The organism is Xanthomonas sp. NCPPB 1068 (genome assembly GCF_041479385.2).
Classification (GTDB): domain Bacteria; phylum Pseudomonadota; class Gammaproteobacteria; order Xanthomonadales; family Xanthomonadaceae; genus Xanthomonas; species Xanthomonas cannabis.
The window spans coordinates 2,005,868-2,022,924 of the sequence record NZ_CM192986.1 but is presented as its reverse complement, the minus strand read 5'-3'; the positions used below and the strand labels follow the sequence as shown (position 1 = coordinate 2,022,924).

Annotated in this window: 15 protein-coding genes; 10 read left to right on the top strand and 5 right to left on the bottom strand. The window is 65.2% G+C overall.

Annotation, left to right across the window (positions count from 1 at the left end; translation table 11 throughout):
* Positions 1 to 19 precede the first annotated feature (19 nt).
* From ACCQ12_RS08765 to ACCQ12_RS08755, 3 genes are all read right to left on the bottom strand, one after another.
* Entirely contained in the window at positions 20 to 2,743 is a 2,724-nt protein-coding gene (locus ACCQ12_RS08765) for a TonB-dependent receptor (protein WP_372383395.1), read from the bottom strand.
* A gap of 333 nt (positions 2,744 to 3,076) precedes the next feature.
* Positions 3,077 to 6,010, bottom strand: a complete 2,934-nt coding sequence (locus tag ACCQ12_RS08760) for a TonB-dependent receptor (protein ID WP_372383394.1) — start codon at positions 6,008 to 6,010, stop codon at positions 3,077 to 3,079.
* Between the two features lie 256 nt (positions 6,011 to 6,266).
* Positions 6,267 to 7,238, bottom strand: coding sequence for a LysR family transcriptional regulator (locus ACCQ12_RS08755; RefSeq protein ID WP_104611326.1), 972 nt, complete (start codon positions 7,236 to 7,238; stop codon positions 6,267 to 6,269).
* Positions 7,239 to 7,653: 415 nt separating this feature from the next.
* Between ACCQ12_RS08755 and ACCQ12_RS08750 the strand changes: the two genes are divergently transcribed.
* From ACCQ12_RS08750 to fdxA, 5 genes are all read left to right on the top strand, one after another.
* The gene (locus ACCQ12_RS08750; RefSeq protein ID WP_179455185.1) at positions 7,654 to 8,286 is read left to right on the top strand and encodes a 2-dehydro-3-deoxy-6-phosphogalactonate aldolase; all 633 of its coding nucleotides are present in this window, start codon (positions 7,654 to 7,656) and stop codon (positions 8,284 to 8,286) included.
* A complete protein-coding gene (dgoD, locus tag ACCQ12_RS08745; protein WP_039404273.1) occupies positions 8,283 to 9,431 on the top strand; it encodes a galactonate dehydratase in 1,149 nt (382 codons plus the stop codon). The genes ACCQ12_RS08750 and dgoD overlap by 4 nt, the downstream gene beginning before the upstream one ends.
* Positions 9,425 to 10,336, top strand: coding sequence for an SMP-30/gluconolactonase/LRE family protein (locus ACCQ12_RS08740; protein WP_372383393.1), 912 nt, complete (start codon positions 9,425 to 9,427; stop codon positions 10,334 to 10,336). Before dgoD ends, ACCQ12_RS08740 begins: the two co-directional genes overlap by 7 nt.
* Entirely contained in the window at positions 10,333 to 11,211 is an 879-nt protein-coding gene (locus tag ACCQ12_RS08735; protein ID WP_372383392.1) for a 2-dehydro-3-deoxygalactonokinase, read from the top strand. Before ACCQ12_RS08740 ends, ACCQ12_RS08735 begins: the two co-directional genes overlap by 4 nt.
* Positions 11,212 to 11,608: 397 nt before the next feature.
* Positions 11,609 to 11,932, top strand: a complete 324-nt coding sequence (gene fdxA, locus ACCQ12_RS08730; protein ID WP_039404267.1) for a ferredoxin FdxA — start codon at positions 11,609 to 11,611, stop codon at positions 11,930 to 11,932.
* A gap of 113 nt (positions 11,933 to 12,045) precedes the next feature.
* Here fdxA and ACCQ12_RS08725 read toward each other — a convergent pair whose 3' ends face one another.
* Complete coding sequence (locus ACCQ12_RS08725; RefSeq protein WP_047694141.1) at positions 12,046 to 12,564, bottom strand: hypothetical protein; 519 nt, start codon at positions 12,562 to 12,564, stop codon at positions 12,046 to 12,048.
* A gap of 16 nt (positions 12,565 to 12,580) precedes the next feature.
* Complete coding sequence (gene dapA / locus ACCQ12_RS08720) at positions 12,581 to 13,489, bottom strand: 4-hydroxy-tetrahydrodipicolinate synthase (protein ID WP_166752786.1); 909 nt, start codon at positions 13,487 to 13,489, stop codon at positions 12,581 to 12,583.
* 92 nt (positions 13,490 to 13,581) lie between these two features.
* Between dapA and ACCQ12_RS08715 the strand changes: the two genes are divergently transcribed.
* The 5 genes from ACCQ12_RS08715 to ACCQ12_RS08695 all read left to right on the top strand — a co-directional run bounded on the left by ACCQ12_RS08715 (position 13,582) and on the right by ACCQ12_RS08695 (position 17,056).
* The gene (locus tag ACCQ12_RS08715; protein ID WP_081419256.1) at positions 13,582 to 14,208 is read left to right on the top strand and encodes a glycine cleavage system transcriptional repressor; all 627 of its coding nucleotides are present in this window, start codon (positions 13,582 to 13,584) and stop codon (positions 14,206 to 14,208) included.
* A 12-nt stretch (positions 14,209 to 14,220) separates the two neighbouring features.
* Positions 14,221 to 14,571, top strand: a complete 351-nt coding sequence (locus ACCQ12_RS08710; protein ID WP_104580140.1) for a ribonuclease E inhibitor RraB — start codon at positions 14,221 to 14,223, stop codon at positions 14,569 to 14,571.
* Positions 14,572 to 14,608: 37 nt separating this feature from the next.
* The gene (locus tag ACCQ12_RS08705; protein WP_179455181.1) at positions 14,609 to 15,091 is read left to right on the top strand and encodes a peroxiredoxin; all 483 of its coding nucleotides are present in this window, start codon (positions 14,609 to 14,611) and stop codon (positions 15,089 to 15,091) included.
* An 82-nt stretch (positions 15,092 to 15,173) separates the two neighbouring features.
* Complete coding sequence (locus tag ACCQ12_RS08700) at positions 15,174 to 16,571, top strand: PhoH family protein (protein ID WP_104580138.1); 1,398 nt, start codon at positions 15,174 to 15,176, stop codon at positions 16,569 to 16,571.
* Positions 16,571 to 17,056 (top strand): hypothetical protein, encoded by a 486-nt coding sequence (locus tag ACCQ12_RS08695; protein ID WP_372383391.1) that lies wholly within the window; start codon positions 16,571 to 16,573, stop codon positions 17,054 to 17,056. Before ACCQ12_RS08700 ends, ACCQ12_RS08695 begins: the two co-directional genes overlap by 1 nt.
* Position 17,057 lies beyond the last annotated feature (1 nt).

Below are 17,057 nucleotides of genomic sequence, written 5' to 3'. Positions count from 1 at the left end.
GCACTTCCTACGGCGCGTTCTACAGGCTGGCCCGCAACGTCAGGCCATACCGACGGTCGTTGATCACGAAGTCGCGGTAGCGCGACTCGTTACCCAGGTAGCTTTCGCGACGGGTATCGAGCAGATTCACGCCATCCAGCGAAATCGACCACACATCATTGATGTTGAAACGCAGCGAGGCATCCAGCTGGCCGAAGCCCTTGTTGTAGACCGGCAGGTTGCCGGTGCCGTTGCCCGCAGTGGTCACCAGCCAGTCGCTGCGCCAGTTGTAGGCCACACGGCCCTGGAAGCGCTTGTTTTCGTAGCTGAGGATCGCGTTGTAGCTGTTCTTGGACAGGCCTTCCAGCGGCACGGTCAGCGCCTGGCCGTTGGTGTCGGTGGCAGTGGGGCTCGGCGCCTCGCTGTCGACATAGGTGTAGTTGGTCTGCAGGCCGAAGCCGCTCAGCCAGCCCGGCAGGAAGTCGAAGAACTGCGTATAGCCCAGCTCAGCACCACGGATCTTGCCGGCATCGCCGTTGACCGGGCGGGTGATCTGCCACACCTGTCCGTCGTACACCTCGTTGAAGACGGCGTTGGCGATGAAGCCTTCCACCTTCTTGTAGAACAGGGTGCCGTACATCATCGAGCCCTGGCCGAAGTACCACTCCAGCGCGGTGTCGAACTGGTCGGCCTTGACCGCTTCCAGGCTCGGGTTGCCCGCAGTGCCGGTGAAGGTCGAGGCGCCGCTGGACGAGGTGCCGGTGCTCAGGCTGAGGTTCGGATTCAGGCGGTCGAAGGTCGGGCGCGAAATGCCGCGCGATGCCGCAAAACGCCACTGCAGCTGATCGCTCAGCATCCAGCGCAGGTTCAAGCTCGGCAGCACGTCGGTGTAGGTCTGCTGTGCATCCACCGGAATCAGACCGCCGCCTTCGGCATCGGTACCGGTGCGCACGCCGCGCGAGCCGACTTCGGTCCGCACCACGCGAACGCCGATGTTGCCGTCGAACGGGATGTCGCCATCCACGCCGAAGCGCAACACGCCGTACGCCGCGTAGGTCTTCTCGTTCTGGGTGTTGATGTTGTTCGGGGCAAATTCCAGCGGGCTGGCACCAAAGGTGGCCAGGCTCTGCTCGTAATTGGCCACCGCTGCATCCGACGCGGTCAGCGTGCGACCGAAGGTGCTGCTCTCACCACGGAAGAAGTCGGTGATGGGGTTGGCCACCAGACCGATGCTGGGGAACTGCGAGAACGGCGTGCCCGAGCAATCGTTGATGCACATGAAGCGCCACACGTTGCCCTTGGTCTCGGCATCGCGGTCGGTATAACGCACACCGGCCTTGAAGCTGCGCACGAAGTCGCTGTCGAACGCCAGATCCATGTCCGAACGCCAGGCAAACTCGGTGCCGGTGTTGTCGTCCTTGTTGTCCAGGTGCCAGCGCCAGCCGTCGTAGTTGTTGACGTCGGCCAGGTAGCCTTCCGCGCCGCTGGCGTCGGTCACCGACAGGCGCGGCAGATCGCCACGGAAATCGACATTGAACTGCGGGCTGGTGTCCTGCCCGGTGGCGATGATGTAGCGCGTGCCCTTGGTGGTGGCATCGACGTACTGGAAGTCGGTGCTCAGGGTCAGCTTTTCGTTGACCGTCCACTTGGCGCCCAGCGAGTAATCGGTGGTCACCGAGTGACGCTCGGTCAGGCTGGTATTGGATTCGGTCGGCACATTCTGGAACGAGCCATTGACGAACTCGTTGCGGCTGTTGACCTGGATGCCGGGCAAGCCCTGCATGTTGTTGGCGCCGGTCAACGCGAAGAACGAATAATCGTGCCAGCTGAAGTCGTAGTCCGAACGCAGCACCTGCGTGTAGACCTCCACCGAATCGTTCGGGCGCCACTGCATGGCAAACGCGCCGGTCTTGCGCTCGCGCTCACCGACGGTGGTGTTGATGCCGGCGCCGTGCGGCACCGACACGCCCTGCCCTTCGTAGCCAGGCAGGTCGGTCTGGGTGTACCACGGCTCGATCGAGATGGTGTCCTGACGGAACGGGCTCTTCTGCTGCGAGTAGTTCACCAGGATGCCGATCTCGCCGATGCCGGTCTGCCAGCGGTCGCTGAACAGGCCCGAGAACGCCGGCTTGCCGTCGTCGGCCAAGTCGTAATAGTTGTACTGGACGCTGCCGGCGATCTTGCGGCCTTCATAGTCGAACGGCAGGCGCGTACGCAGATCGACGGTGCCGCCCAGGCCGCCTTCGATCATGTCGGCCGACGGGTTCTTGTACACGTTGACGCCGCCGAGCAACTCGGCCGACACGTCTTCGAAGCTCAGGCCACGGCCGTCGTTGGCGGTGAAGATGTCGCGGCCATTGAGCTCGGTGCGCACCTGGGTCAGGCCGCGGATGGCGATCGAGCTGCCTTCGCCGTAGTTGCGCGAAATCTGGATGCCGGAGATGCGCTGCAGCGCTTCGGCGACGTTGTTGTCGGGCAGCTTGCCGATGTCTTCGGCAACGATGGAATCGACGATCTGCTCGGCGTTCTGCTTGACCAGCTGCGCCTTGGTGACGCTGCTGCGGGTACCGGTGACCTGCACCGTGTCCAGCTGCTGGGTGGTCGCATCCGATGCCGGTGCGGCAGTGGTGGTCGCATCCTGCGCATAGGCCTGCGCGCTCAACAAGGTGGCCACACTGATGGCCATCACGGAGCGGCGGAAATCACGGATCGAACGCTGACCCACAGCCCGGCCTGCCGGAATGTGGCGATGTTGCACTGACATGGTGCTCCCTCCCAGGACGCATGTACTGCTTGTTTTTAGCGGGCCGGTGCGCGAACGCCCTGCCCGTCGTTGTTGCTGGCCCGTATCTGCGCCCGGGACACCGGGTAGGCGGATGCGCGGTTTGCCCTGGCGGGCGGACCTGCGGCTGCGGCGGGAGCATAGGGCGCGGCCGTCATGCCACACCAATGAAATATTCCTGGAAAGCTATTCGTTAAAACTATAGCAACACCGGAAAACCCGGCAGGTCCGGCATCACGGCCCGAACCTGCGGATGCATACCTGACGGGCCCGACCGTGCAGAACGCTGCACAGTCGGGCCGTGACCGTGCGCACTTACCAGTTCATGCGCAGCACCAGCGAGTAGCGCCGGTCGTTGACGAACTGGCTGCGGGTGTACAGCCGCGTATCCACCTCGCCGCCCTCGTAGGAGGTGGGCCCCATCAACACCTTGGTCTCGGTATTGGTCAGGTTGTTGGCCTGGATCCCCAATTGCAGGTGTTCGTTGAAGCGGTAGAAGAACGAGCCATCCAGCTGGCCATAGTCGTCGGCCCAGGTCGGCAACCGGGTGGCCGCGTCGCTGGTGGTCAGCAGGTAGCGCGAGCGCCAGTTGTAGGCCAGCCGCAGCGACAGCGGGCCCTTCTCGTAGATGCCGGCCAGGTTGTAGCTGCGCCGCGACAGGCCTTCCAGCGGCAGCTCCACGCCTTCCACCGTGGTGCGGGTGTACGGGTCGATGGCGGTGTTGGCGCCGCCCTTGCTGTCGACGAAGGTGAAGTTGGCATTGATGCCGAATCCGCTCATCCAGCCCGGCAGTTCGTCGAAGAACTGCGTATAGCCCACTTCGGCGCCGCGGATGGTGCCTTCGTCGGTGTTGTAGGGCCGGGTCACCAGCCACTGCCGGTTATCGTAGGTCTCGCTGCGGGTCTGGGTGGAGAAGTAGTCCTTGACCTTCTTGTAGAACAGCGTGGTGTACAGCATGTCGCTGTTGTCGAAATACCACTCCAGTGCGGTGTCGAACTGGTTGGCGGTCATCGGCTTGAGGGTCGGATTGCCTGCGGTACCGACGAAGTTGGTCGCATTGCCGGCGTCGTCGGTCTCCACGTTGAGCAGCACGTACGGCTGCAGCTGGGTGTAGTCCGGGCGCGCCATCGCCTTGGAGGCGGCGATACGCCACTGCAGGCTGTCGGTGAAACGGAAACGCATGTTCAGGCTCGGCAGCACGTTGGTGTAGCTGCCCTGCGAGTTGTTGTCGAAGTACTGCCCGGTGTAGCGGGCCTGCAGCTCGGGCGAGACGTTCAGGCCCGACAGGTCCTGGAACTGGCCGAAGCCTTCGGCCTGGGTCTTGGTCTGCACGATGCGCACACCGATATTGCCGTCCACCGGCACGCCCCAGGCCTCGTCGTTACCGAAGTACAGCGCCGCGTAGGCGGCCTGGGTGCGCTCGAACTGGCGGTTGGTGTCCTGCGGCTGGTAGGTGTCCGGTGCCCAGCCAAAGCCGCGCAGGGCCACGATCTGCTGCTGCAGCAGTTGCGAGGCGCGACGGTAGTTCTTGACCAGCCCGCCATTGGGCACCACCAGCGTGGTCGGCACGTTCACCCCGCCGCGGAAGAAGTCGGAGAAGGTGAACAGCGACGACTCGTTGGGCAGGTACTGCGACATGTTGGCCAGGCCATTGGCGCTGCCGGGGATGGCTGCCCAGTTGTCCGACAGCACGCCCCAGTTGTAGCCGGAGTTCTTGTTGATCTGATTGCGGTCGGTGGCACGCATGCCGAAGCGCGCAAAGCGCAGCCAGCTGCTGTCCTGGAAGGTGTATTCCAGGTCCACGCGGGTGGACAGCTGGCGCCCGCGGTTATGCCCCAGGTGATCCATCGCCGCCGCCCAGAAATAATTGGACGGGTCCTGGGTGAAACCCTGGTTGGCGATCTGCACGGTCGGATACTTGCCCGACACGTCATAGGTCAGCCCCGGCAGATAGGTCGCGCTGAATACCGTGAAGTCGAGCTGGTCGTTCTCCGACTGCACCAGCTGCACGTCGCCCTTGATCTGGAGGTTGTCGTTGAAGTAATGGCTGAAGCCCACCGACAGGTCCGAGGTGGTGGTGCGCTGCTCGGAATAGCGGTTGTCGGTATTGAAGCGAACGCCATCGCCGGTCAGCAGGCCGCGCCAGGAGTTGGACACCGGCGAGCCGCGCTGGAACACGCCGTCCTGGTCGTACTGGAAGGTGGTGCCCGGTGCCGGGCTGATGCTGTTGTTGCTGTCGTTGAAGAACGCGGCGCGCTCCTGCCAGTTCATGTCGTAGCGCGAACGCAGGTACTGCGCGTAGATCTCGGTCTGGTCACTGGGCTTCCACTGGAAGGCTGCGGCGATGCCGTCGCGCTTGCGCTCGAAATCCAGCTGGCGCCAGTTCACCCCGCCCGGCACGAACACCTCGCTGCGCCCGCTGCCGGCCAGCACCGCATCGTCGGTACGACGCACGTACGGCTCGACCTGGATGCCGTCCGAGCGGGTCGCCAGTTCCGAATGGGCGATATCGATCATGAAGCCCATTTCGCCGACGCCGGTGTCCCAGCGATCGCTGAACAGGAACGAGGCCGACGGCTTGTACTTCTTGCTCATGTCGCCCCAGTTGACGTCGACGTTGCCGCCGACGATCCGGCCCGGGTTGTCGAACGGCATGCGCGTGCGCAGGTTGACCGTGCCGCCCAGGCCGCCCTCGATGATTTCGGCCGACGGATTCTTGTAGACATCCACGCCGGCCATCAGCTCGGCCGGCACGTCTTCGAAACTCAGGCCACGGCCGCTGGCGGCGCTGAAGATGTCGCGTCCATTGAGCTCGCCACGCACCTGGGTCAGGCCGCGGATCATCACGCCACTGCCTTCGGCGGAGAAGTGATCCGGGTCGCTGCGCGCGGCGAAGTGGTCGATGGTCACGCCGCTGACGCGCTGCAGGGTTTCGGTGACGCTGCGGTCGGGCAGCGCGCCGATGTCTTCGGCGCTGACCGAATCCACGATCTGGGTGGAATCGCGCTTGATCACCTGCGACTTGATCAGGCTGGCGCGCACGCCGCGCACTTCCACCGTGTCCAGGTCCACCGCGCTGGCACCGGCGGTGCCTGAAGGCGCGCCCCTGGCCGCCGGCGCCTGCTGGGCGTATACCGGCGCAGCGAGCAGCAGCCCGATGCTGACGGCCATGGCCGAATGACGCAAACGTGGGGTACGGCACGCGCGCACGCCCGTGCCTGCCGAGGCATGGCTTGAAAACTTGGACATCTGAATCCCTCCCAGGACGCAAGACGACTGAAGACTGGTTGTCGCGACGCAAGACGCCCCGCGTGATCGTATCGGGACCGGCGCCGAGGCCAGTCCCGCTTTCGCTGCATGGCGGCTTTGCCGCCGATCACCTGCCCGACTTCACGTGCGCTTCAGCGTGCGATCTGACGCACAGATATAGGCGCGCGGTCTAGCGCCAGCCAATGAAAAATTCACAGGCTGGTATTACTCCGTGGAATACAAATGGAAGAGCTTGTTAGCTAAGGGATTCTGGCCCGCGCAATCCCGGATACAGCCGTCGCGCCGTGGTGCGCAACGCCTGCAGGATGCGTTCGGCACCCGGCGGGAGGATGTAATCGCGCCGACGGATGATGCCGAACGATTCCATCCGCACGCCCAGTTCGATCGGCAGCACGGTCAACAATTTGGCCTGGATCAGCGGCGCCACCGACTCCACCGGCAAGGCCGTCAGCATGTCGGTGCCACGTAGCAGGGTCGAGGTGACCGGAAGTGACGAGGTCTCGATGGCATTGGTCGGCGTCTGCACGCCGTGCTCCATGAACATCGAATCCAGGCGTGCGCGCAGCACGCTGTCGGCCGGCGGCAGGATCCAGCCATGCCGCACCAGATCGGCATGCTGCAGGCCGACCCGGCTGGCCAGCGGGTGGCCGGCCCGCGCGATCACCGAATGCGGCTCGTCGGCCAGCGGCTCGAACTCCAGTTCGCCCACGCCCTCCGGGCCGAGGATGCGCCCGATCACGATGTCCAGTTGCCCATCCAGCAACTTGGCCACCAGCGGGCGGCTGTAGTCCATCTCCACCCGCACCAGGATGTCCGGGAACTCGCGCTTCACCTCGGCAATGGCCTGCGGCACCAGATTGGTTCCCGGATTGACCACGGTTCCGATCGAGGCCTGGCCCATGCGGCCGGCACGCAACGCGGCGATCTCTTCCTGCGCCCGGCCGATCTCGGACATCGCCGCGCGGGCGCGCCGGATCAGCACATGGCCGTACCAGGTCGGTTCGACACCGCGGGCATGCCGCTCGAACAGTTTCACCCCCAGCATGTCCTCCATTTCCGCCAGCAGCTTGGAGGCGGCCGGCTGGGTCATGCTGGCGGCCTCGGCCGCACGCAGCACCGAGCGTTGTTCGTGCAGATGCAGCAGCAGCAGGAGTTGGCGCGTCTTGAGCCGGGCTGCGTTGAACCAGGGGGTACCGGAATTTGCCATGAGGTGCGGTTGCGGCCGTGTATTCGTCGGAGGAATAGAATATGCCGAAAATTTCATTTGCAGCACATATCTCCCCGCGCGAGGCTAGCGCTCGCCGCAGCAGGAGCCCCTACCTCCCGGGCGCGGCCAGAACAGACGTGACCCATCTTCGACAAGGTGGCAACACGCACGCCATGACCGCGGAGGTGGACGACGATGACGGCATCTTGCCGGCCACTTGCGGGCCGTAGCTCCAGGCGTGCTGCGCGCGCCACGCCGCCTCCGGCGCGTTGCGGCGTCTCTTCCCCGCCCTGCGTTTTTCTGCTGCATTGCGCAGCGGCGACGGCTAGTTGCCGCGCGCAGTGCGCAAGTTCCCCCGACGTTGCCGGCCACCGGGTCGCCAATGGCCGCTTTCCGCTCTATCGCGAGTAACCGCATGACCTCAGATACCACCGCCAGCCTGTTCGCCCTGCCCCTGGTCGCCATCCTGCGCGGCATCACGCCGGAAGAAACGCTAGCCCACGTCGGCGCGCTGATCGACGCCGGCTTCGACGCGATCGAGATCCCGCTCAATTCGCCGCGCTGGGAACAGAGCATCGCGCTGGCCCAGCAGACCTATGGCGAGCGCGCCTGGATCGGTGCCGGCACCGTGCTGCGCAATGAAGACGTCGACACCCTGGCAGAGATCGGCGCGCGCTTCATCGTCACTCCCAACACGCGCCCGTCGCTGATCCGGCATGCGGTGTCGCGCGGGCTGACCGTGGTGGCCGGCTTCGCCACCGCCAGCGAGGCGTTCGACGCCATCGATGCGGGCGCCACCATTCTCAAGCTGTTCCCGGCAGCCACCTATGGCGCCGCGCATGTGCGCGCATTGCGCTCGGTGCTGCCCAAGCACATCCCGGTCTACGTGGTCGGCGGCGTCAGCCCGCAGACCCTGGCCGGCTTCATCGCCCAGGGCGCGGCCGGCGCCGGCATCGGCGGCGAACTGTACAAACCCGCGCAATCGCTCGAAACAACCCAGACGCATGCACGCGCCTTCGTGCAGGCCTACCAGGAACTGCAAGGATGAAGATCACCCGCCTCACCACCTACCACGCCGCACCACGCTGGCTGTTCCTCAAGGTCGAAACCGACGAGGGCATCACCGGTTGGGGCGAGCCGGTCATCGAAGGCCGCGCGCGCTCGGTGGAAGCTGCCGTGCACGAACTGGCCGGCTATGTCGTCGGCAAGGACCCGGCGCGCATCAATGACCTGTGGCAGACCATGTACCGCGCCGGCTTCTATCGCGGCGGCGCCATCCTGATGAGCGCCATCGCCGGCATCGACCAGGCGTTGTGGGACATCAAGGGCAAGGCGCTGGGCGTACCGGTGTACGAGCTGCTGGGCGGGCTGGTGCGCGACCGCATGAAGACCTATCGCTGGGTCGGCGGCGACCGCCCCGGCGCCATCATCCAGCAGATCACCGACTACCGCGCACTGGGTTTTGACACCTTCAAGTTCAACGGCACCGAAGAAATGAAGCTGATCGACAGCGCCCGCGCGGTCGATGCAGCAGTGGTCAAGGTGGCCGAAATCCGCGAAGCCTTCGGCAACACCATCGACTTCGGTATCGACTTCCACGGCCGCGTCGGCGCGCCGATGGCCAAGGCGCTGCTTCGCGAGCTGGAACCGTTCAAGCCGCTGTTCGTCGAAGAGCCGGTACTGGCCGAACAGGCCGAGTACTACCCGCGCCTGGCCGCGAGCACCTCGATTCCGCTGGCGGCCGGCGAGCGCATGTTCTCGCGCTTCGAATTCAAGAACGTGCTGTGTGCCGGCGGTATCGGCATGGTGCAGCCCGATCTTTCGCATGCCGGCGGCATCACCGAATGCGTCAAGATCGCCGCGATGGCCGAAGCCTACGATGTCGGCTTCGCCCCGCACTGCCCGCTCGGCCCGATCGCGCTGGCTGCGTGCCTGCACGTGGACTTCGTCTCGCACAACGCGGTACTGCAGGAACAGAGCATCGGCATCCATTACAACGAAGGCGCCGACCTGCTCGATTACGTCATCAATAAAGACGATTTTCAGTGTGTCGATGGCAGTATCGCCGCCCTGCCCAAGCCCGGGCTCGGTGTGGAGATCGACGAAGACATGCTCAAGCGCGCAAACGAAAACCCGCCGGACTGGCGCAACCCGGTGTGGCGCCATGCCGATGGCAGCATCGCCGAATGGTGAGCACGCCCGAGCACACCGCGGTACTGGCGGTCGATAGCCGCTGCACGCATGGCGAAGGCGTGCTGTGGTGCGAGCAGCGCCAGGCGCTGTACTGGGTCGACATCGTTGAAAAGCGCCTGTGGCGGCATCATCCGGCCACGGCGCAATCGCGCTACTGGACGCTGCCCGATCGCCCGGGCTGCCTGGGCCTGATGGACGACGGCCGCGTGCTGGTCGCCTTGGCCAAGGCGATTGGCGTGGTCGATCCGGACAACACCGACGCCGACCTGCTGCCATTCGAAAAACTGGCCGATATCGAAGCCGACACCCCGCTCACGCGCAGCAACGATGGCCGCGTCGACCGGCATGGCAATCTGGTGTTCGGCACCATGGACGAACACGACAGCAAGGCCGCACGTGGTGCGTTCTATCAGTTTTCGCTGCGGCACGGCTTGCGTGCGCTGCCGTTGCCGGGCGTGTCGATCCCCAACTCGATCTGCTTCAGCCTGGACGGCCGCACGCTGTACTACTGCGACTCCGTGCGCCCGCAGATCCTGTGCTGCGATTACGACGCGGAGACCGCGCAGACCAGCAACACGCGCGTGTTCGCCACCCTGGATCGCGACGACGCCGAGCCGGATGGCTCCATCATCGACAGCGAAGGCCACCTGTGGAACGCGCAATGGCGTGCCTGCCGCGTGGTGCGCTACCGCCCCGACGGGAGTGTTGACCGGGTCGTGCACCTGCCGATCAAGCACCCCACCTGCGGCGCGTTCGGCGGCGCGGCGCTGGACCGCCTGCACGTGATCTCTTCGCGCCTGGACCACAGCGCCGATGAACTCGCGCGCATGCCCGACGCCGGCGGCCTGTTCGTCTGCGATGTCGCCATCGCCGGCCTGCCCGAGAGCCGGGTGGCCAGCGCATGATCGCCGTCGATTGGGGCACCAGCAGCCTGCGCGCCTATCTGCTCGACGCCACCGGCGCCGTGCTGGAGCAACGCCGCGGCAGCGACGGCATCCTGGCCTGCCAGGGCCGCTTCGCCGAGGTACTCACCAGGTTGATCGCCGGCTGGGACGGTCCGCTGCTGCTGTCGGGCATGATCGGCAGCCGCAACGGCTGGGTCGAACAACCCTATCTGCCCTGCCCGGCCGGCACCGCCGCGCTCGCCCAGGCGATGCGCAGCGAAGACGACCTGCTGCCCGGCCACACGCTGTGGTTCGTGCCGGGCGTGAGCACCGGCGAACACGACGGCGTGCCGGACGTGATGCGTGGCGAAGAAACCCAGCTGGTCGGCCTGGTCGCCGCACTTGGCGACGGTGAGCATGTCGCCTGCCTGCCCGGCACGCACAGCAAGTGGGCGCGGATCGCCAACGGCCAGCTGACCGGGTTCGCCACCGTCATGACCGGCGAGCTGTATGCCGTGCTGCGTCAACACAGCATCCTCGGCAAGCTGATGGACGACGATCACGCCGAACTGGACGCCACTGCATTCCTGCAAGGTGTCGACCGCAGCGCCGACGCTGGCGGCCTCAGCCATCACCTGTTCGGCACCCGCACGCTCGGCCTGTTCGAACGCCTGTCCTCTGCGGCACTGCCGTCCTACCTCTCGGGCCTGTTGATCGGCCACGAACTGCGTGAGCACCGCGGCGATCACGCCATCGTGCATCTGGTTGGCAGCCCGGCGCTGGCCCAGCGGTATGCCCTGGCGCTGCAGCATCTGGGCGTCCAAAGCCAGCTGCATCCGGAAGACCTGGCAGCGGCAGGGTTGTTCGCGCTGGCCAGGCAGCGCGGACTGGTCTGACCGAAAAAACGCAGGAGCAAGAAGCCCCTCTCCTCCGGGAGAGGGGTTGGGGTGAGGGTACGGAGGTAGCCACCGTGCTTTTCAGTTGCCACGAAGCCTCGCCCGTGCCCTCATCCGGCGCTGCGCGCCACCTTCTCCCGAAGGGAGAAGGAACTAAAGCCCCTCTCCCTGCGGGAGAGGGGTTGGGGTGAGGGTACGCGGCAGACAGCCAACTCGACGAACTCACCCAAACAAAGCGAGCACCGCCGTCAGCCAACCTGACTAAGCGACAGGCACTACTTGCGCAGGACGGTACGCAGCTGCCGCAGCAAAAATCGCACACTACCCCAAAGATCATTCACTCCACACCCGTCCCCCGACTGCTTTAGAATTGGCAGGTTAAACGCCGGATTCCACCATGCCTTTTGTTGTCACCGAAAACTGCATCAAGTGCAAATACACCGACTGCGTCGAGGTCTGCCCGGTGGATTGCTTCCACGTCGGCCCGAACTTTCTGGTGATCGATCCGGACGAGTGCATCGACTGCACTCTGTGCGAGCCCGAGTGTCCGGCCAATGCGATCTACCCGGAAGACGACGTGCCAGCAGGTCAGGAAGCCTTCGTCGCGCTCAATGCCGAGCTGGCCAAGGCCTGGCCGGTGCTGACCGTGCGTCAGGAACCGCTTCCCGATGCGGCCGAATGGGATGGCAAGCCGAACAAGCTGCCGCTGCTGCAGCGCTGATCGCCGCAATCAGATGCGCCGCCGCGCCCACGGCGCAGCCGCAACCCGACACCGCATAACGCAAAACGGGCGCCAGGGGCGCCCGTTTTGCTATCCAACCAACTGAACCGGCCTCAGCCGCCAAGCTTACTCTTGAGCGAGCTGATCACCGCCACCGGTGCCGCTGCCGTGGCCGGCATGCCGCGCGGATCAACTGCCGAGACGTAGCTGCCCGCATCGACCTTGACCACGCGCACCAGGAAGCTGGAGCCTTCGTAGCTCACATCGTAGGAACCCAGCATCTGCGCCTTGCTGGCGATGGTCAGGCCCGGAATCTCGGCCAGCGCCGTGCCGACCTTGGCGAACACCTCATCGCGCTCCCCAGCCACGGTGAAACCGCTGTTGGCGCTCGCCGACGGCGGCGTGTTGGTGTTCTGTTGCGTGGTGGAGGCCAGGGTCGGCACCTTCATCGCACCCGAGGTGTCGGGCAGGTTCAGATCCGGCGGCACTTCCAGCGGCCGGGCTTCCGGGGCCAGCGCATAGTCGCCGCGCGCGCCTTTGTGAAACCAGCTGCAACCGCTCGTGGCAGCGACGGTGGCGGTCGCCAGCAACGCGAGCGACAGCACGCGGACGGGGGAAACGGAATGACGCATCGATAGATCTCCTGGGTCAGGCCGCGAGCATTTCGCGGCTGGAAAGCGCTTCCAACGCAATGGCGTCGGCGGCAAGGCGGTCGGCGGCAGGCTGGTGCGCCGCGGAGAGTGGCAGCAGCGGCAAACGCAGGCCGTGCCCGATCCCGGCGCGCTGCAGCAACGCCTTGACCGGGATGGGATTGGATTCAATCCCGCAGAAGCTGTGATATTCGCTCAGGCGCGCATCCCAGGCGGTGGCGGCCTCGCGCTGGCCATCGCGGGCCAGATCGCACAGGCGACGGTAGGCTGCCGGCAAGGCATTGGATGCCACCGACACCAGCCCCGCGGCGCCGGACAGCATCGCGTGCGCCGCGCTGCCGTCATCGCCGCTGAGCACCACGAAGCTATCGCTGCGCAGTGCCACCAGTGCGGCAATGCGCTCGGGCTCGCTACGGGCCTCCTTGATGCCGACGATGTTGGGGTGCCCGACCAGCTCGGCCACCGTCTCCGGCAGCAGGTCACAGCCGGTGCGGCCAGGCACGTTGTACAGCACCACCGGCAAGCCGCCGTTGTCGGCCACCGCCAGGAAGTGTGCTTTCAGCCCGGCCTGGGTCGGACGCACGTACGGCGGCGTGACCACCAACGCGTATTGCGCGCCCAGCGCGGCGGCGCGGCGTGTCTGCGCAATGGTCTTTGCCGTACCGGACAGCCCGGTGCCGGCGAGCACCGGTACCCGGCCGGCCACCTGCGCCACCGCGGCGCGCAGCAGCGTGTCGTATTCGTCGTCGCTCAGCGCGGCGGCTTCGCCGGTGGAGCCGGCGACCACGATTCCCTGCACGCCACCGTGCAGCTGCTGCTCCAGCAGCCGCCGCCAGGCATCCAGGTCGAGTGCGCCATCCGGACCGAAAGGGGTCGCCAGCGCGGTGATGATGCCGGAAAGGGACAAGATTCTGCTGCTCTTACGTGACAGGGAAGGCCCGCGCGGGCGCGGGTTGAGACCACCCGCATGTTACTTGCGGCGCGAAACCACGGGCAAGTATGCTGGTCACCGCCAGGGCGCCTGCCCGGGCGGCCATTCAGCCTGATGCAATGCCGGAAGCCCCTTTGACCGACTCGACACCCCGGCCTTTGCCGACCGAAAACCACCTCCTGATCAACGCCTACACGACGCATCCGGAGTCCCCCCTGTTGCCCGTCACCCGCCGCATCGCCGACAGCGGCTGCAATCTCGTGGACGCCCGTCTGGCCACGGTGGGGCGCGATGTCTCGGTCACTGCACTGGCCACCGGCTCCTGGGATTCGGTCGCCAAGCTCGAAGCGATGCTGACCCGGCTCGAACGCGAGGAAGGCCTCAAGCTGGTGTGGTACCGCACCGGCCCCAAGCAGACCCAGTCCAACCTGCTGCCCTACATCGTCGAAGTGATCGCCGCCGACAAGCCCGGCATCCTGTTTCAGCTGGCCGACTTCTTCGACCGCCAGGGCATCACCATCGAAAACCTGCAGAGCACGCGCTACCGCGCCATGCAGACCGGTGCGGAGATGTTCTCTGCGCAGGTGACGATCGGGGTGCCGGCCAACATGCACATCGCCGCATTGCGCGATGATTTCCTGGAATTCTGTGATCACCTCAATCTCGACGCGATCATGGACCCGATGAAGTTCTAAGGCAGACGCACCATGGCCATCGCCCAATACGCGCTGAAACAGATGTTCGACCACATCCGCTCCGAGACCGACTGGAACCTCGATGGCCCGCTGCGCTGGGAATATTTTTTTGCCGATCCGGCGCAGGAACCGCTGCAGAAACTCGCCGAGCAATTGACCCAGGATGGCTACCGCGTCATCGATATCTTTCTCGGCGAACGCGACGAAGACGATGGCGACGACGAGGAGTCGTATTTCCTGCATGTGGACAAGAAAGAGCACCACACCATCGAGTCGCTGAATCAGCGCAATGCGCAGTTCGACGCACTCGCCAAACGTTTCCATGTGGCTGCTTATGATGGGATGGATGTCGGCCCGGCCTGACCGCGCCGCACGCCCCTCCCGCTGAGGCTGAGCAACGATGACCGACGCCGTACTGCAACTGCCCGCCGCAACCTTCGACCTGCCGCTGTCGCTCTCCGGCAGCGCCCAGGCCAGCCTGCGCGACTATGCCGGCAAGTGGCTGGTGCTGTACTTCTACCCGAAGGACAGCACCCCCGGCTGCACCACCGAAGGCCTGGACTTCAACGCGCTGCTGCCGCAGTTCAAAAAAGCCGGCGCCGTGGTGTTCGGCGTCTCGCGCGATTCGGTGAAGTCGCACGACAACTTCTGCGCCAAGCAAGGCTTCACCTTCCCGTTGATCAGCGACAGCGATGAAGCGCTGTGCCGCGCCTTCGACGTGATCAAGGAAAAGAACATGTACGGCAAACAGGTGCTCGGCATCGAGCGCAGCACCTTCCTGCTGTCGCCCGAGGGGCATGTCGTGCAGGCCTGGCGCAAGGTCAAGGTCGCCGGCCATGCCGAGGCCGTGCTGACTGCAGTGAAGACGCACGCCAAACAGTGACACCCCTCGCCTCCCGCGTCCTCCATCACCCTGCACCTGCAGGCGTGATGGCTCGCCCCTGCTCCATCACTTGGAAGACCCAATGACCCGAGGCAAGCGCATCTACGTGCTGGACACCAACGTGCTGATGCACGATCCCACCGCGCTGTTCAAGTTCGAAGAACACGATGTGTTCCTGCCGATGCAGGTGATCGAGGAGCTCGACAACGCCAAGAAGGGCACCTCCGAAGTCAGCCGCAATGCGCGGCAGGTCAGCCGGTTCCTGGACGAATTGCTGGAAAATACCAACGCCGAGCAGATCCAGGCCGGCATCCTGCTCAGCCACCCGCAGGGCATCCAGCTCAAGGGCCAGGCCGCGATCGGCCGTCTGTTTTTCCAGATCAAACCGATCGACCCGGGCCGCACCTTCGGCGCCATGCTGCCGGACAACAAGATCCTGGCCTCGGTGCTGGCGCTGCGCGAAGAACATCCGGATGTGCCGGTCATTCTGGTGTCCAAGGACATCAACCTGCGCATCAAGGCCTACATCAGCGGCCTGGTGGCGGAGGACTATCAGAACGACCGCGCGCTGGACGATTTCAGCCTGCTGTTCACCGGCGCCATCGAGCTGCCGGAAGACTTCTGGCAGAAGCACAACGAAGACCTGCGCAGCTGGAACGAACGCGGCCGCACGCACTACGAGATCGTGCTGGCCGAGGACGAAGACTGGTACCCCAACCAGTACCTGTACCTGCCTGGCGAAGATGAAGTGGAACTGCGTGTGGCCAAGGTCGGCGGCGGCAAGGCCACGCTGTGCCTGGTGGACGACTTCCGTAGCGGCCAGCATGCGGTGTGGGGCATCGTGGCGCGCAACCGCGAGCAGAATTTCGCGCTCAATGCCTTGATGGACCCGGAGATCGATTTCGTCACCCTGCTCGGCACCGCCGGCACCGGCAAGACCCTGCTCGCGCTCGCCGCCGGCCTGGCGCAGACCATGGACCAGCAGCGTTATCGCGAAATCATCATGACCCGCGCCACCGTCAGCGTGGGCGAAGACATCGGCTTTTTGCCCGGTACCGAAGAAGAAAAGATGACGCCGTGGATGGGCGCGCTGACCGACAACCTGGAAGTGCTCACGCACAACCAGGAAGGCGGCGCATGGGGGCGTGCCGCCACCAACGACCTGCTGGCAAGCCGCATCAAGATCCGTTCGATGAACTTCATGCGCGGCCGTACCTTCCTGTCGCGGTACCTGATCCTGGACGAGGCGCAGAACCTCACGCCGAAGCAGATGAAGACGCTGATCACCCGTGCCGGCCCCGGTACCAAGATCGTGTGCCTGGGCAACGTCGAACAGATCGACACGCCCTACCTCACCGAAACGACCTCGGGTCTGACCTACGCGGTGGATCGCTTCAAGGCCTGGCCGCACAGCGCGCACATCACGCTACGGCGTGGCGAGCGCTCGCGCCTGGCCGACTTCGCCTCGGAGGTGTTGTGATGCGCGCATTTCGCGGCGCGTTGGCGCTGGCCGTGCTCGCGCTGGCCGGCTGCGCCACCACGCAGGGACCATCCAGCGTGCCGACCAATCTCAAGAACGGGCAGTCGTGGATCATCACGCGCCAAGGCGTGGCCGAGCAGGTGCTGCAGACCTGCTCGCGCGACAGCCCGGCGCGTCATCCGGGCCAGATCACCGGCTACTGGGCACCGAACCATCAGCAGATCGAACAGCTCGAATCCCGGCAGGACGCGTTGACGCCCACCATCGCCGAGCCGCGCGAGTTCGACCGCCAGTACGTGGGTGTGGTGATCGGGGGCCAGCAGCTGATCTACATCAACGCCTTCAAGCTGCCGAACACGCCGCAGATGAAACCGGCTACCGAGGCGATCCAGGGCTGCGATGGCGGCAACATGTTCTGGGGCGCGTTGTACGACCCGCAGATCGGCGCGTTCTCGCAGATCGCGGTGAACGGGGCACCGCCGTGAT

Bases quoted from the DNA above. Each gene is read 5' to 3' on its own strand.
- ACCQ12_RS08765 (WP_372383395.1), bottom strand. From the start codon at position 2,743: ATGTCAGTGCAACATCGCCACATTCCGGCAGGCCGGGCTGTGGGTCAG.
- ACCQ12_RS08760 (WP_372383394.1), bottom strand. From the start codon at position 6,010: ATGTCCAAGTTTTCAAGCCATGCCTCGGCAGGCACGGGCGTGCGCGCG.
- ACCQ12_RS08755 (WP_104611326.1), bottom strand. From the start codon at position 7,238: ATGGCAAATTCCGGTACCCCCTGGTTCAACGCAGCCCGGCTCAAGACG.
- ACCQ12_RS08750 (WP_179455185.1), top strand. From the start codon at position 7,654: ATGACCTCAGATACCACCGCCAGCCTGTTCGCCCTGCCCCTGGTCGCC.
- dgoD (WP_039404273.1), top strand. From the start codon at position 8,283: ATGAAGATCACCCGCCTCACCACCTACCACGCCGCACCACGCTGGCTG.
- ACCQ12_RS08740 (WP_372383393.1), top strand. From the start codon at position 9,425: ATGGTGAGCACGCCCGAGCACACCGCGGTACTGGCGGTCGATAGCCGC.
- ACCQ12_RS08735 (WP_372383392.1), top strand. From the start codon at position 10,333: ATGATCGCCGTCGATTGGGGCACCAGCAGCCTGCGCGCCTATCTGCTC.
- fdxA (WP_039404267.1), top strand. From the start codon at position 11,609: ATGCCTTTTGTTGTCACCGAAAACTGCATCAAGTGCAAATACACCGAC.
- ACCQ12_RS08725 (WP_047694141.1), bottom strand. From the start codon at position 12,564: ATGCGTCATTCCGTTTCCCCCGTCCGCGTGCTGTCGCTCGCGTTGCTG.
- ACCQ12_RS08715 (WP_081419256.1), top strand. From the start codon at position 13,582: ATGCTGGTCACCGCCAGGGCGCCTGCCCGGGCGGCCATTCAGCCTGAT.
- ACCQ12_RS08710 (WP_104580140.1), top strand. From the start codon at position 14,221: ATGGCCATCGCCCAATACGCGCTGAAACAGATGTTCGACCACATCCGC.
- ACCQ12_RS08705 (WP_179455181.1), top strand. From the start codon at position 14,609: ATGACCGACGCCGTACTGCAACTGCCCGCCGCAACCTTCGACCTGCCG.
- ACCQ12_RS08700 (WP_104580138.1), top strand. From the start codon at position 15,174: ATGACCCGAGGCAAGCGCATCTACGTGCTGGACACCAACGTGCTGATG.
- ACCQ12_RS08695 (WP_372383391.1), top strand. From the start codon at position 16,571: ATGCGCGCATTTCGCGGCGCGTTGGCGCTGGCCGTGCTCGCGCTGGCC.